Origin of the sequence: Cellvibrio polysaccharolyticus (assembly GCF_015182315.1) — a bacterium.
Lineage (GTDB): Bacteria > Pseudomonadota > Gammaproteobacteria > Pseudomonadales > Cellvibrionaceae > Cellvibrio > Cellvibrio polysaccharolyticus.
Map to the genome: position 1 here is coordinate 1,249,507 of NZ_PRDL01000001.1, position 15,825 is coordinate 1,265,331.

Annotated in this window: 11 protein-coding genes; 3 read left to right on the top strand and 8 right to left on the bottom strand. The window is 52.2% G+C overall.

Annotation, left to right across the window (positions count from 1 at the left end; genetic code table 11):
* Window positions 1-25: 25 nt before the first annotated feature.
* The 3 genes from C4F51_RS05265 to C4F51_RS05275 form a co-directional block, all read right to left on the bottom strand.
* Window positions 26-1,615 carry an ABC transporter substrate-binding protein gene (locus C4F51_RS05265; RefSeq protein WP_193907802.1) on the bottom strand — a complete coding sequence of 530 codons (1,590 nt, stop codon included), beginning with the start codon at window positions 1,613-1,615 and terminating at the stop codon, window positions 26-28.
* Between the two features lie 364 nt (window positions 1,616-1,979).
* Window positions 1,980-2,714, bottom strand: coding sequence for a class II aldolase/adducin family protein (locus C4F51_RS05270; protein WP_193907803.1), 735 nt, complete (start codon window positions 2,712-2,714; stop codon window positions 1,980-1,982).
* Between the two features lie 96 nt (window positions 2,715-2,810).
* Window positions 2,811-3,905: an ABC transporter substrate-binding protein gene (locus tag C4F51_RS05275; protein ID WP_193907805.1), complete on the bottom strand. Its 1,095-nt coding sequence runs from the start codon at window positions 3,903-3,905 to the stop codon at window positions 2,811-2,813.
* A gap of 94 nt (window positions 3,906-3,999) precedes the next feature.
* Here C4F51_RS05275 and C4F51_RS18255 point away from each other — a divergent pair, with 94 nt between their 5' ends.
* Complete coding sequence (locus C4F51_RS18255) at window positions 4,000-4,122, top strand: hypothetical protein (protein WP_268905020.1); 123 nt, start codon at window positions 4,000-4,002, stop codon at window positions 4,120-4,122.
* A gap of 227 nt (window positions 4,123-4,349) precedes the next feature.
* On the opposite strand, the gene C4F51_RS05280 is transcribed toward C4F51_RS18255, so the two are convergent.
* The 5 genes from C4F51_RS05280 to C4F51_RS05300 form a co-directional block, all read right to left on the bottom strand.
* Entirely contained in the window at window positions 4,350-5,621 is a 1,272-nt protein-coding gene (locus C4F51_RS05280) for a lipase family protein (RefSeq protein WP_193907807.1), read from the bottom strand.
* A 69-nt stretch (window positions 5,622-5,690) separates the two neighbouring features.
* Window positions 5,691-8,192, bottom strand: a complete 2,502-nt coding sequence (locus C4F51_RS05285; RefSeq protein WP_193907809.1) for a TonB-dependent receptor plug domain-containing protein — start codon at window positions 8,190-8,192, stop codon at window positions 5,691-5,693.
* A 756-nt stretch (window positions 8,193-8,948) separates the two neighbouring features.
* Complete coding sequence (locus C4F51_RS05290) at window positions 8,949-10,022, bottom strand: LLM class flavin-dependent oxidoreductase (RefSeq protein ID WP_193907811.1); 1,074 nt, start codon at window positions 10,020-10,022, stop codon at window positions 8,949-8,951.
* A gap of 13 nt (window positions 10,023-10,035) precedes the next feature.
* Window positions 10,036-11,316, bottom strand: coding sequence for an acyl-CoA dehydrogenase family protein (locus C4F51_RS05295; RefSeq protein ID WP_193907813.1), 1,281 nt, complete (start codon window positions 11,314-11,316; stop codon window positions 10,036-10,038).
* A gap of 59 nt (window positions 11,317-11,375) precedes the next feature.
* The gene (locus C4F51_RS05300) at window positions 11,376-12,560 is read right to left on the bottom strand and encodes an LLM class flavin-dependent oxidoreductase (protein ID WP_193907815.1); all 1,185 of its coding nucleotides are present in this window, start codon (window positions 12,558-12,560) and stop codon (window positions 11,376-11,378) included.
* Window positions 12,561-12,683: 123 nt separating this feature from the next.
* Here C4F51_RS05300 and C4F51_RS05305 point away from each other — a divergent pair, with 123 nt between their 5' ends.
* Entirely contained in the window at window positions 12,684-12,857 is a 174-nt protein-coding gene (locus C4F51_RS05305; protein WP_193907817.1) for a hypothetical protein, read from the top strand.
* A gap of 285 nt (window positions 12,858-13,142) precedes the next feature.
* Window positions 13,143-15,773 (top strand): TonB-dependent receptor plug domain-containing protein, encoded by a 2,631-nt coding sequence (locus C4F51_RS05310; RefSeq protein WP_193907819.1) that lies wholly within the window; start codon window positions 13,143-13,145, stop codon window positions 15,771-15,773.
* The last annotated feature ends 52 nt before the right edge of the window (window positions 15,774-15,825 follow it).

Sequence of the window (15,825 nt, forward strand, 5' to 3'; positions counted from 1 at the left end):
TTGTGACCTTCAATGTTCACACTTATCAAACGTCCTGACGCCACACCTTGTCGGTGCGCCAGGCGGCAAAACCTGAACGGTCCGGTTCTATACCGCCGATGTGCTGTGTAGAAACATCCAACACATCCGCATAACCCCAAATCAACATGCCGCCAATATCATGTTGAATCTGCTGCGCTTCATGGATCAAAATTTTCCGCGCTTCAAAATCCGGTTGCTGCAAGGCCTCGGTAATCAGTTCGCCAAAGCGGGCATCGCGGAAATGGGTTTTATTGCCCACGGCTCTCGGGCCATCATGCTGTTGTACGGTCAACAAAATAGGACGGGAAACACCACCGCCGGTGCTGAACGTCCAATCGTTACGCTTGGGGCCGGAGAAAATCGACGGATCAACCTGTTTAACCTGAATATTCACGCCAGCGGCTTTCGCCTGTTGTGAAAACACCACCGCCGCATTCAAGCCAGCACCGGTGGTTGTCACCAGCTCAATGTCCAGGCCATTTTCATAACCGGCTTCTGCCAGCAGGCGTTTGGCCTCATCAAGGTTTTGTTTGCGCTGGGGAATCGTGTGGTTGTAGGTAGGATCGGTTTCGCCATAAATATCGTTGGCAACACGACCGCGCCCTTGCAACACGCGAGCAACCAACTCTTCACGGTCGGCAATCAGGCGGAAAGCCTTGCGCACGCGGGCATCGTTAAACGGCGGCCGCTCCAGGTTCATATCAAACGACTGCCAGGCATCGGTAGGCGACACGGTCAATGCAAAACGTGCATCCTGATTAACGAACGGCAAGTGCTCCTGGGCAATACCGGTGGCAATATCAATTTGCCCGGACTGCAATGCTTGCAGGCGGCTGGTTTGATCGAGGAAATCGATAATCTCAATTTCATCGGCATAGGGCTGGTCTGCTTTGTAATAGTTTTCAAAGCGGGTAAATACCGAGCGTTGACCCGGCGTAAAGTTCTTCAGGCGATAAGGACCCGCGCCTACAATATTGGTTTGCGGGTGGTAATCGGTAGGCACAATGCCGCCCCAACTCATCCAGCACTCTGCCAGTGCAACCAGTCCGCGACCTTCCTGAAACGGAATCCGCACAGTAAGGTCATCCAGTTTTTTCACGTTGTTGCGGTCAAGCGAATACAAATAGCCGGCGTAGGGTGAAGCCAGTTCCGGGTCGGTCAAGCGCAGCAGCGAAAAGATAACGTCATCTGCAGTAATGGTTTTGCCGTGATGGAATTCCAGATCTTTGTGCAGACGAATCGTCCATTCGGTGCCGTCTTTGTTGACTTCGGTTGACTCGGCCAGTGCCAGGCCAGGCTGTGCGTTAAGGTTCCACTCCCACAATTTGCTATACAGCGCCCAGCCACGAAAGGCTGCGCCGCCGCCGAGTGGTTTGTGTGCATCAAGGTTACCGACCTGGTTGCCCGCAATAACACCAAAACGAATGGTGCCGCCACGTTTTGGCAGCAGGTTGATAATAGATTGTGATGAGGCGCTGATCAGGCTGCCGGTGTCAGATGCGGTGTCGCAACCAGCCAGAAAGCCGGCACCGATCACGCCGCCTCCGATTGTCAGGCTGTGCTGGAGAAATTTGCGACGTGAAAATTCGGTCATGCTTACCTCTGGGTATAAAATGATTTCCTTGTGAATCGTACGGCGTGCCTTGATTACACAGTTATCTGGAAATTAGGGGGCTTTAGCTTTTTGTATGTAGCAATTGGCAAAAGGACGGAGTGTCTTCTCAGACTATGTGCCATAGAATCCGTTTGGCATTAGGGCCTTGGTTGCAAAAACACATAAATATCCGCAAGCGGCACCGGCCAATCATCACAGATGATTGTCGTTCCCTCGAGTCAACGGCAATGGCTCCTGCATTGCTCTAACTCCCGCCATCCCTGGCGGTCGTCCATGACTCGACGGTTTTGCAACAAAGGCCCTGGCATCAAACTCGCATCAGCGTGTGAAAGAAGTGAGATGATTATTCGTCTTTCAACAAGCCCAATGCTTTGGCTTGTTCGGTCAAACCGCTCATTTTGAATTGCTGAGCCAAAACGCCCGGGCCGTAGTACTTGGAACCGCCAATGGCTTGTGCATCGATCTGAATTTTTGCGCCTTCTTCCAGAATTAAAATAAATTCAGCCGTATCGCGCAAACCTTTGGTGCCCCACACAGTCGCACCGCCATTGGCTTCAATAATCGCCGGGGTGTGAATATTTTCTTTCAAGCTGTCGAGAATAAAATCAACTTCTGCCTGGCGACGATCAATGTAAACTGGCAGTTCACGGATCAGCTTGTAGCGCTGTACCGGAACGTAAGTGATCGGGAAAGTGCGGTGGGTCTGTGCCCAGGCGCCCAGTGCCGGTGAATGCACATGAGAAATGGTGGTCACTTCCGGATGCTCAATAAACAGCTTGGTGTAACGACCCGGGCCTCCACGGCCTTTGCCAAAAACCACATTGCCTTGGAAGTCAGTTACCGTAGCCTGAATAGCACGGCCACGGTTAAACGGGCCAGGATAGTTAACAGAAACCAGCAGTTCGTGGCCCGGTACGCGCTCAACAAAACCTACGGTGCCGTTAGCGGTAATGGTGTTGGTTTCACGGAATACATCAAACGCCAGTTGGGCTTGCTCTTTCACTTGTTCAATAAACGCCAGTACTTCATCGCTCAGTGCCGGTGTTGCAGGGGTTTCCAGAACGGCTGCTTGTGACATGGTAAATTTCTCCAAAAAATTAAAAGTAACAATCAATAAAATCAGATAGTAAAAGTGTTAACCGCAGGCCTTTCAAAAAGACCTGATATCGGAAAATCAGGCCTTGCCCTGTTTTTTCCATTCAGCCAGCAGCGCGTGCGCAGCAGCCAGCGGGCGGTGGTCAACCCAGCTTTCGAAATCAAAATCGTGCTCAAGGAAACCGTGCAGCCAAAGCGCTTTTTTCTGCGATTCAAACCAGCTCAGGCGTTGTGCTGACAGGTCCGGGTGCAATTTTTTGTGGAAGTCGTTGCGATAGGCTTCCACCACGCTGGTGCTGCTACCACGGGTTTCACCTTGCAAAATTTCGTGCACTTTTTGCTGGTTGTCTGCTGCCCAGTCGGCGGCGCGCAGGGTTTGCGCAAGGAAGCGAACCAGTTCATCAAAATGATTTTCAATCAAATCTTTATGAACGGTAATCGGGCGGGGTGTGCCGTTATTAACGCGGTATTTCGGGTCGTCCAGCGCATCCAGATCAATACCAACAACTGCACCGGCAGCTTTCGCAGCGTCTACTGCAGAAGCACCTTTTACGTACACGGCATCCACTTTGCCACTGGCCAGATAATCCAGACCCGACCACAGATTGCGCAGGCCGTCATTGGTGTTTTCTTCGCCATCGCGGGTCGGGTTGCGGCGGTTGGACGGTACTTCTACCAATTCCACATCGTCAAAAGTCAGGCCAACCGAGTGCAGTGCACCGCGGTAACCTTGCAGAGACATACCGCGTGCAATGCTGCTGCCGCGCAGGTGATCCGGCAGTTCGTGGTTGGTCCAATCCGGCAGAGCGAGGCGCTTGCCTTTCAGGTGTTCCGGTTTGGTAATGCCTGAGTCAGGGCGAACCAGAATGGTTTGCCATTCATCAATCCAGGTAAGGCCAACCAGGCGGGATTCCGAACCCTGTGCGCGGGCTGCCAGCGCAAGAATATTGCCGCCTTCACGAATCAGTTGTGGCAATTTGTGATCGTAGTGATGGCGACCCAGTTGACGGTTGTCTTGCAGGGTTTCTACGGCAATGCCATCTTGGGCAAATTCATCGGTTAACCAGCCGAGCTTGTAAGCAAGGCCAGTAGCGGTTGGCACCGGGCAACGGGTAAACCAGATGGTTTCCAGTGCGGGGGAGTTGTCTGTCGAACGGGCGGCAGATGTAGACATCTTTGTTATCCTCAAAAAGGTGGGTCACAGCAACGGTTATCAAAATCAGCTGCTGTAGTTTCAGCATCAATATGCGATTCAGGAGGGGTATTGCATGAAGTATTCCAACTCGGTTAGCGGAATTGATTTTATTGGCGCAGTACAGTTACCCATTGATTGCGATGCGCAGATTGGAGTTGGAGAAAAGAGTTTGTTTACAGATGACGAAAATAATTGAGCTTTGAAGGCGAGTAATGCAGAGAGGTTTATTACGATTTTGCTGCCGGGCGAACACTGCTGTTTGTTAATAAACAAACTTGATACAGCCAATGACAAACGGACAGGATGGCACCTGTCATTTAATTCAGATTCAAGGTGCGAGGAGGGGATGGATCAAAGCAACTGCTCTTGTGGGTTCCAAATCCGGCCGCGCATGGTGGGTCATCCTTGACCCGGAGAAGAAGCTTACTGCAGTACCGGCTCACACACCGGTTGAATGGTTTCACCGGCAATTACTTTTTTGGCAAAAGGAATGGAATCTATCAGCGACGCATTCACCGTTGCGCTGTGGCCAAGGCCTGCGTACAAATGGCCTTCAACTACAGAACCGGCAGCGCAGGCATCGCGCATCAGCGCCAACTGGTTAACCGCTGCCGGGGTAACGTCAGACGCGCCTGTACCAATAAAAATAGGCACTTCCAGTTTCAGCGTCGGGTAAATGCTGTAACGGTTTGCGCGCTCATCGGCGCCGGCCTGAAATGCCTGATAGCGTTCGGAAGGTTTTTCCAAAAAGGTATTGGCCCGCGTCAGCCCGGCGGTTACCACATCGTTCATCAAACCGGTCAGGCAAGTGCTGCGCGCCTGCTCAACCAGAGCGGCCCCTTTTTCCGTGAACAAATCGGAAGGCTGCAAAGAAGGTTCATGTTGCTGCGCAATCAGGAAGCCGTAAATGCTGTAAGCGATTGCAGAATCCACCAGGTTGGGATCAGCCGGCAAGCTGACAGATGGCAATGGTGGCTGGTCAGAATGGCGGCGATAAATTACACCGGTACCCACCGCACCTTTAAGCCCTACGTCTGGCGCATAGGTTGGTGCATAAGCTGCTGCACCAAAAGCAGCAGCGCCGCCTTGCGACTGGCCAACAATCACCACATTGTTGGCCAGCTCCGGGTAGTGGCTAACGGCGGCGCGAACGCTGTCGAGTACACCCCAGGAAATTGCCGGGATATTAATCAGCGGGTGCGGGCCAGGAACGCCCAGCCCCTGGTAATCGGTCGCGACCACAGCAAAGCCTTCGCTCAACCAGCGGTTTAAATACAGCACGTCACGCCAGGAGCGACCCGCCCAGGAAGGTGCGCAAATATCGGCCAGGCCAACGGTGCCATGCGCCCAGGCAACAATCGGCCAGCCACCCGCCGGTGCTTTGCCTTCCGGAATAAATACCGCACCGGAAACCACGATGGGCCTGGTGCCGCTAAAGGCATCGGTAGACGAATATAAAATACGCTCCTGCTTGCCTGCATTGGCGAGACCAATGGACGCCGGTAATTTTTCAGAGCGCAGTAATTTACCGGCTTGCTTGGGAATACTTTTTTCCCAGGTGTAAAACGCAGACACACGGCCGTCGCCCTGGCTGTCATCCGGTTTTGGCGATTGCGCAAAGGCACTGCTTGCCGATAGCGCTGCCACCAGCAACAACGCCGTTTTCAGGCGATTTTTTAATGTGCGATGAAACATAATATGTCCTCTCAATAAAAAAACCGGTGATGCCTGAAACGCATCAGGCATCACCGGAACAGGGTTTATTTAGAAATCATAAGCAACGCCGGCATACCAGGCGCGACCGTAAGCACCTTCCGGTGAGTTAAAACTGAACTTGGTTACGCTGGCACCGCGCCCGACAATATGATCCGGGTAGGAATTGAAAATATTTTGAAAACCGGCGCTGAGTTTTACGCCCGGCAGAACTCTTTCAAAGCGGTAAGCTACGTCCAGATCAAAAATGGTTTGCGGGCTGAACGTTTGATCCTGTGAAGTAGCAGACGGTGTAGCAACACGCGCAGTCCACTCGCCGTAACGGCGACCACTGAAATTCACTTTCCAGTTTTCAAGGCTCCAGCCAAGACCAAAAATAATTTTATCTTGCGGGCTGCCTTCTTCCAGCGAAGCGCGGTTAATGCGGCCAACAATCGCCGTTGACGGAATCACATCACCATTAGCGGTAACGATATCCCGCGCTGCGGTAATGTCGGTATCGTTTTTGGCATAACCGAAGTTTACGTCCAGCAAACCAAAACGGTTCAGATCAAATTGATAGGTCGCCGAGGCTTCAATACCACGCGTGCGAGTGTCCAGAATGTTGGTAAAAAACGCCGCGTTGCTGATGTTGTCGTAAGGTGTGCCGGCAAATGCCTGCTCAACCGCCGCACCTGACAGGTTTTCGGATAGTTGAATGCGGTCATCAATCTCAATCTGGTAAGCATCAATGGTGATGTAAGCATTGGGAATCGGATTCCAGACAAAACCGGCAGAGAAGTTGGTGGACTCTTCCGGTGTCAGCGCCGTACCGCCGAGCAGCCGGGCCGCATCGCTGGTTGCCAGCAACGTACGTTGTTGCACATCAACCGGGATGCCGTTGATAACCGGTGTTTGCACGCTGAATGCGGAGTAACCGAGTTGCACAATAGACGGCGCGCGGTGCCCGGTACCAACACTGGAGCGGAACGACAAGGTGTCCGTCAATTGGTAGCGCAGCGACAGTTTGGCGTTGGTGGTTGAATCAAAGTCGGAATAATCTTCGTAGCGCACTGCAAGCCCGAGGTCTAATGATTCGGTTGGCGAACCTTCCAGACTTAAAAACGCACCGGTCACGTCACGGGAAATAGAGCGCTCATCTTCATTGGTAATACCGGAATAAATAGCGGGAATACCCACACCGGCAACCGGTGACGGATTAAAGAAAGGGCCACGGGTATGGGCAATCGGGTCGCCGGCTTCCAGTTCGTAACGCTCTTTTCGCCAGGAAATACCGGTGGCAACGGTCAAGGGTGATGCCAGGAAACTGACCGGAATATCGCGGGTGTAATCCAGCGCGGCGTTGGTTTGCGAATTTTTACGGCCACCGGTGAAATAGTTGTCGGCGCTGTCCGGACCGAAGCTGGGGTTGATGCCATTGTGATCGTAAGAATCGACAATATTCACACCGTGGTTTACGTAAATATCAATCAAACCGGTTTCGGTTTCACCAATGCGCGTGCCCAGGGTCGCAGCGTAATCTTCCAGTTTATAAACAGTAACCGGAATACGCCCGTCCGGGAAACGCTCTTTAAAATAAGTAGACTGATTAACCAGCGAGGTAGAGCGCGGGAACTCATAAAAGCCTTCACCCACCGAGGTGCGGTGGCCGTAGCTGGTAAAGCCGTATGCTGTTACCTGATCATTAATCGGCAGTTCGCTGTTGATCAGAGCGTTGTACTGATCGCGAATAGCCGGTGCACCAAACAACCAATTGCGGTGCTTGGCATTGGCTTCGCGCGGGTCCGGTTGGCCATTAATGTTGTTGTAAAACTGACGTGGGTCCGGGTCGGTATTATTCGCCGGGTCTTTATCACCTGCATTAATCGCAACCGTTACAAAGCCATCATTCGGTAATTCCAGACCTTTCCAGGCATTCAGCTGATTGCCTTCACCGCCGTGTTTGGTAAATTCGGAATAGCGGTAATCAATACCACCGCCGTCATTACGGGTTTTCAGCACCACGTTAATCACACCGGCAATCGCGTCTGAACCGTACTGTGCGGCGGCGCCGTCACGTAATACTTCAACGCGGGCAATCGCAGAAACCGGAATCAGGCTCAGGTCAACCGACGCCGAGCCGCGGCCACCATTCAAATTTTGCCGGGTAAAGTTGGAACCGGTATGACGGCGCTTGCCGTTAATCAACACCAATACCTGGTCAGCCGACAAACCGCGCAGCGCCGCACCCACAGGAATGGAAGACGCAAAACTGCCGGTCGGTGTGCTGGGCAGTGAAAATGACGGGGTGAGTTTTAACAGCGCAGCCGATAAATCCTGCGCACCGGTGCCGGACAGCGCATCGCCGGTCAAGACATCAATAGGTGCAGATGCTTCAAGGTGGCTAACATCGCTGCGGCGTGTTCCGGTTACCAGAACGGTTTCAACGCTGGCGGCGGCTGGTGCAGTATTGCTGCGGGCATCGTTAGCAAAAGCGGGCAGTGCAATTCCGGCGAAGGTACTGAAACCAATAACGCTGGCCAGCAGGTTCTTCCGGAGGTGTGTGTACTTCATGGTATTTCCTTGTGATTTCCGAGTGACGCTGTTTAACGGGCTTTTATAAGCTTGTATTTTTCAGAGGTCGGGAAAGGCAAGAAGAGTGCCACAAGAAAATAATTTTCAAAAAAATACGTGAAGCTTGATTTATAAGGTTGTTCGTTAATATTTTTTCAGAGGGTTTACTTTTAAACGGAGAAAAAAATATTGAAATAGCAGCAGTGTGTTACTTATCAAGCAGGAGTCAGTCTTTTTTTGAGGGTGGTGTTATTCCTTACGTTTGTCATTAGGTTACTCCTTTCCAAAATCGCATGAACACGTCCATGTGGCTCCCTCGAGTCATCCCTGACTCGACGGTTTTGGAAAGGAGTAACCTAATGCCAAACTCGCATTGTGCTCATCCTTGGGTTTTGAGGATTTGTGGTTTGGCAAATAATTTTTCTGATACTTAAGGCTTTTCTTCCGGCAGATTGCTTCTCGATCACAAATCAATTGACTTTAGCTTAGAAAATTAATTATGTATGTTTTTTCTAAAAGAGAGCGGAATCATACAGGGTGATCAAACTATTTTGAGGTTTGAGAGCGAAATTTTTTTCAGATGGGCACATTGTGAGTTTGGTATCCGCCTGATTATTTCAAAACCGTCGAGTCAGGGATGACTCGAGGGAGCCACATGGATGTGTTCATGCGATTTTGAAATAATCAGGCGGATAGCAAACGTATGGGAACTACTAACTACAGGTAATAGCTATAAATCCATTACCTTCTTTGATATCAAGCAATCTTCTTAACAGCTTCCGCTTCGCGGCGACGAACTTCTTCACGAACTGCAGGAATAATCCAACGGCCATAATCCAGCGCGTCGTGCAGCGGATCGTATCCACGGTTAAGGAAAGTGGTTACACCAATATCGTAATAATCCAGCAGCGCTTGCACGATAGTATCCGGTGTACCGACCAACGCTGTTGAATCGTGAGTAGCACCCACAGCAGTTGCTGTAGACAGCCACAAAGCACGATCATGACGCTCGCCGCGTTCGGCGGCGGCCAGCAAACGCTGGGTGCCGGTGCCCGGTGTACGGCCTGCAATGGGCTTGAAGTTTTTCTCAAGCGTTGCCTGAATTTCATGGGCCTTTTGCCACGCCAGTTCTTCTGTCGGGCCGATAATCAAACGGACAGAAAGGCTCACGCGCGGTGCCTGTACGCCAGCCAAATCTGCTGCAGCGTGAAGCTTGGCGATTTGTTCTTTCACATCAGCGATAGGCTCGCCCCACAGCGCATATAAATCGGTATGACGTGCCGCTACGTGATAAGCCGCATCGGAAGAACCGCCCAAAGAAATAGGAATATGCGGTTTGGCCAGTGGCTTGAGTGGCAAAAAGGCATCTTTGACTTTGAAGTATTTACCTTCGTAGTCAAACGGTTTTTCTGACGTCCAGGCCAATTTAACGATATCCAGATACTCACTGGTGCGCGCATAACGCTCGTCTTTATCCAGCAAAAATTCGCCGTGGCCGGGCTCTGCGGTGATGCCGGTAATGGCGTGCAAGCGCAAGCGTCCGCCACCGGTGTAATGGTCGGCTGTGGCAAAAGCGCGTGCGGCAATGGTCGGGGCGATCAGTGCCGGGCGGTGGGCGATCATGAACTTGAGACGCTCGGTTTGCGATGCCGCATAAACAGCGGTGTGCAGCGGGTCGTGCGTCAGTGTGAGCACGCTGTCAAAACCGGCGTGTTCGTGGGCACGGGCCAGATCGCGCAAATAGGTCAGGTCAATTTGATCCTGACGATTGCCGCCGGGGCCGGCGAGTTGATTGCGGGGAAAAAGTCCGCCAACAAATTCTACTGGCATGGGTATAACTCCTTTAACTACGGGTTGGGTTGGCAGCGGCTGCCAGTTCGGCACGTTTGGCGCGGATGGCTGCGCCATATTCATCGGGTGGCACACCGTTGAGGTAATAATTACCGACGTGGTGCAAGCGCCAGCGAATGGGGTCGTGGGTGGTATGAACGCGGGCATCGGCCCAGAAGCGGTTCAGATTCCATTTGTTCAGTGAGGCGCTGGCGCCCAGCAGGGAAAACATATCGCTGGAGACAAACAACGAAGCGGAATCGGATTGCGAGCGAACCGATGCTACGGCAAGAATCAATTCGTCCTGAAGGGCTTCGTCTTCCGGGTCGGCAAGGTGTTGATCAAACACATCGGCGGCGTAGCGCAACAGCGCTTCGGCACTGCGTACCGCCACAGCATATTCGCCAACCCGTTTAATGATGTGCGGTTCTTCGGCAGCGCGTTCTACTTCCGCATCTACCCAGGGGCGCGCGTTATTGCGTAAATAATCGGTGGCCGCTTCCAGTGCGCCGCGGGCAATGCCGGTATCAATAGCGGCGTGCAAAATTTGTGGCCAGGTTAAACCGGTGCGCGGCATGCCTCCACCGGCGGCGCCAGGCTTGGGCAGAAAGCGCTCGTCCACCAGGACATTGTCAAAGCGCACCGTGCCGCTGACAGAATGTTGCTGGCCGAATGCGCGCCAGTCATCCTCCAGCGTCAGGCCGGGCGTGTTGCGATTTAACAGCACACCGAGCGGGCCGTTATCCGATGCGGCGGTAAGCGAAATCCATTCCGCCAGAAACGAGCCGGTTGAATAAAATTTGCTGCCATTTAAACGGTAGTTGCCATCTTCATCGCGGGTAACGCGGGTGGCATGGTCAAACTTGTTTTTACCGCCCACTTCTGCGAGGGCGTTGCCAAAACGTTTGCCGGCGAGAATATCGCGAATCAAACCTGCCCGAAATTCGTCATCAGGGCGGTTGAAGACACCGCGAATCATCACGTTGTGAATTTGCAGTAATTGACCCACGCCGCCGTCGGCGGTAGAAATAATGCGCACCACTTCTACCACGGTTTTAATGCTGGCGCCCAAGCCGCCAAAGCGTTTGGGAACAAAAATAGCGGTTAAACCATAGTTCGATAAAATATCGGCTTGTTCATACGGCAGTTGCTGATGGGTTTCCGGATTGCGAGCAAGCTGCGCAATTTTTTCTGCGGCTTCTTTGGCAAAGCGGATTGCTTCCGCTTCACTGCCCGGGTGCCTGATTGCAGAGGCAGCGGCGTGAACGGGTCTTTCAATGTCGGTAATACTCATCCGGTGTTCCTTATTTCATTAAACGAATCTGACGGCTATTCAATGCGTGCTTGAGGTGGCTAGCGAACGGCGGCCACCGCTTTGGCCGGTGATTGCTGCACCGCCGCCTGACGCAAGCGCGGCAATACGTATTCACCCAGGCGATACATTTCTTCAAGGTGCGGGTAACCGGCCAGAAAAAACTTGCTGATGCCCAGGTCGGCATATTCCTGCACCCGTTCGGCAACATTGGCGTAGCTGCCTACTAACGCGCAGCCGGGTGGGATGCCGATATAACCAAAGCCTGCCCACACGTTGGGGTAAATAAAACAGTCGTCCCACTGCTCGACAATTTTTCCGGTGCGGAACTGTTTTTCATAACTGAGTTGTTGCGCCGAGCGCAGGCCGGAAAAATTCACGACATTTTTGTCGGCACCGGCTTGTATACCCTCATTGAAAAAGCGGGCGGCTTCGGCGAAGGCTTCCTCGTCGGTCGCACGGGTAATAACGTCAATCGACATGCCAAAGCGAATGCTGTCTTCGCGGCCCCACTGTTTGGCTCGCTGGCGTACATCGCGAATCAGTTCGCGCACTTCGTCCGGGTGTTCGGCGCGCATCAAATAATAATCGGCATGGCGCGCACCCAGCTCTCTGGCCGGTTCCGATGAACCGGCAGTGCAAATCAGCGGTATCGGTGATTTGCTCAGCGGCGGCGTAAGGCCACCGTTTTCAGCGCGGTAATATTTACCTTCAAAACTGAATTTGGGGTTGCTCCAGTAACCTTTAACCACCTGCAGAAATTCGTCGGCACGCTCGTAGCGGTCATCGTGCGGGGTAAAGTCGCCTACCTGCCGTTGAACCACTTCAGAACCGCCGTTGATAATGTTCCAGATCAAACGGTTATTACTGGCGCGCTGCAAGGTGGCGGCCATTTGCGCGGCTGCCCAGGGGCTGAAGTGAAAAGGCTGAAAGGCGTTGATAAATTTCAGCTGTTTGGTTTCTCTCGCCAACAGGGAAGAGGTTGTCCAGGGTTCTTCGCCAGCCGGGCCGTTTACCAGCAGTACGCCATCAAAGCCGTTGATCTCGGCGGCGCGGGCAACCTGCGACAGGTAATCCATATAAGAAAAAGCATCGCCCGGTTGGTAACGCGCGGTGGCACCGGTGGCGGTGGGGTCGTTGTTCCAGTCACCACGGTTTCTGCCGTCACCGGGAAGGTGGCGCAGGTCGCCGTGCAGGGGAAGCCGGGAAAAAAAGCCAATCGACATAATCAATGTTCCGCAATACAGCCAGTAAGCCAGTGAAGAGATTTTTTCAGCGCTAATAGTCTTTCAGTGCTGATAAAAAGATTCTTCCCATAGATGTTGGGCAGAATGCAGGAAGTGTGCCGCTTGAAAACGATGGCTTTTTCAACCTGCAAAAAAGCGCGGCTGTTTAGAAGAGCGCTGGCGAATCAGGCATTTGCCAAGGCTTTCACAAAAAAACAATGTCCGCTGTGCAACATGGCGTTAACAAACTGTTCTCTTTTGCACACACGAGCGAAAAGGCTTGCTGTTATTTTTTAAACACCGCGGTTTTTGTGCTGATGCCTTTTGTGCAGATGGCAAACTTTTCTGTTGAAAAAATCACACTCTGTTGATGAGCCAGCCTTGTTTCATTTTTTTGTCGTTATTTTTTCGAGTGGCATGTTGATTGCTATTTCCAGATCAGGTCTGTTCCGATGAAAAAAATTCGGAACGCTATGAGGCTGACTGCACGCTTTAGGCGAGCGGTAATCGAGTAGTCGAAAAAAGGTTAATGACGCGCAGCGTCAGACTCATACATTATTACGATTGAAATAGAGGGTTAGCATGAACGTTGTGAAGTCGTTCCGTAAAAAATTGATTGCCGATGTTGTTCGTACATCTCTGTGGGTTTCCGCTGCCAGTGCAATAGCTGCACCGGTATTTGCGGCCGAACACTGGAGTGTAACTCTGGCCGGGCAAAACAGTGCTTCGGTAGAAACCGTACTGGTTGAAGGCCGCAAAAGCACGGTCGGTGAAAATATTTTACCGGTGAGAACGGTAAAAGGTATTTATGGCACCGAAGCAACAGTCGTGGATACGCCGCGCTCTATTGGGCAAATTAATGTTGAACAATTAAATCGCGACCCTATTTTCAGTGCTGACGATTTAACCAAATACGCCCCGGGCCTTACCAAAGGCGGCGGACAAAACGCCGGTATTGCACCGCAGTTTCGCGCCCAGGGCGCCGAGGTATATCAGGACGGGCAGCGCACCTACAGCGTGCGTCACCCCACCAATCTCAACGCCTATGAAGGTGCCGATATTATTGCCGGCCCGTCTTCTGTTATTTTCGGTTCGGCAACCGGCAGCGGTGGTTACGTTAACTACCTCAGCAAAAAACCGGATTTTGAACAGCAGCGCACTCGCTTGAGTGGCGTGCTGGGCACCTGGATTCCTGATGGCAATTCCAAAAACGGCACCCGTTTTACTGTCGATACCACCGGTCCGATCAGTGACGATGTCGCTTACCGCGTAAGCGTTACCCGCCAGCGCTGGGACGATTACTACGATCACGTTGAAAATAACTTTGATGCATTTTACGGTGCCGTCGCCTGGCAGCCTTCTGCCAACCTGCGAGTAGACTGGAATGCCAGCTACGATGATTATTTTGACTGGAACGTCACCCACGGTTGGAACCGTCCGTCCCAGGAATTGGTGAATGGAAAATACTGGGCAGGGCGTTCTACGCCGATTATTCAAAATGGCAGCAACTACTGGTCACCGGTGTTTGAATCCGGTGCTGCAAACTCGGCGTTACTCGGTTGGGAGCGCCGTCAACTGGAAACTGCGACTGGCCGTTATACGGTAGTGCCAGACAGCTTCCAGGTTGCCAACCCCAATACTCAGGCAGCACCCGGCGCTGTGCGCGGGTGGGTGTATGACCCCAACCTGGCGGGCAACGGGCTGGTGGATATTGACCCGCAGGTTTCGCAGCGCGGTGAAGATCAGAATACCTCGAAGCGCACCCGCAGCCAGTTGCGCGTAGAGTGGGATGCATCAGACAGCGTAACCTGGGTTAACAGCACCTATGTGCAAGTATCCGAAGATACCACCGATGCCACCGGCACTTTTCAGGTTCAATCCAAAGACGATTTGATTGATAACCGCACCGAATTCCAGTGGAAGGGTGAATACCAGCTGTTTGGTTTGGACACCCGCCACGACAGCAACAGCGGCTTGATTTATCGCTATGAAAGAAATACTTCCATCGCCGGTAATAACAGCTTTTTCCATATTAATGCTTACGACATTACGCAAAACCCGTCTACCAAAAGCCCGCAGTTTTTATTTGGTATCAACACCCTTAACCCGGCGGGCGGCAATGCAGCCTGGATAGGCAGTAACGGTGGCAACGGTGTTTATTCCGATTATTTCGGCTACCTGAATTTGCCGTCCATGGTGGCGGTGGATAACGGTAAAAAACTCTACGCAGAAACCTACGCCTCTTACACCTCGGAAGCCAGCTGGTCTACCACCACGGTATTTACCCAGCATAACTTCCTGTTTGAAGACCGCTTCGGTTTTAACATCGGTGCCAGTGGCAGCTATGTGGATGCGGATATTGAAAACCCGCTGGCCAACCTTGACCCGCAAAAACGCAAGCGTCAGGACAGTGGCAATTACAACTTGTACGCCGCGCAAGCCAGTGTGTATTTCAAACCCACCACCGACAGCTCTATTTATTTTACCGCTGACCGTTCGCAAGCCATCAACACCGGTGGTTTTGCCAACACCCTGTCATGGGGCGCTAATGACAAGTTAAATGCCTTGACGTTTGACAGCCTCAGCGAGCTGTATGAAATTGGTTACAAAACTACCCTGGGCGAAAATCTGTTTTTTACCCTGGCTGCGTTTGACCAGGCACGCGACACCTCGCCTGACCAATTCAATAACATCGCCCGTTTGAACGTGAAAGGTTACGAAACCTCATTGCGCTTCCAGCCGGGTACGCATTTCAAAACCGGTATCAACGCTACCAAAATTGAAGCCTACAACGAATACCAATCGCAATCCGGATTCGCACCGCGCGGTTTCGTGCCGGATAACGGCACGGTATTCAGCGATAGCAACGTATTGAACCGTTTGCCCAGCGGCAATTTTGATCAGATACATATTCCGGAATACAACGTAGCGGCTTATGCCGACTACACCTTCGAATCCGGTTTCGGTGTTGAAGTGTCCGCATGGTGGACCAGTGACTGGTACGTCAACCTGAGCCGCTCGGTACACATTCCCAACAGCTATAACGTAGACACCACCTTTTATTATCGCCAACCGGCGTGGAGCGTAGCGGTGCAAGTGTTGAACGTGACCGACGAACTTAACTTTGTTAACGGGCAGGGCTCGGCGACCAGTACCTTTTTGCAACCGATGCGCGGCCGCTCTGTACAAGCGCAAGTGGAATACCGTTTTTAATTTGCTGTCGCAGGTAATACCTGCGGCTGCCGCCAACTCCTGAAAGACAAAG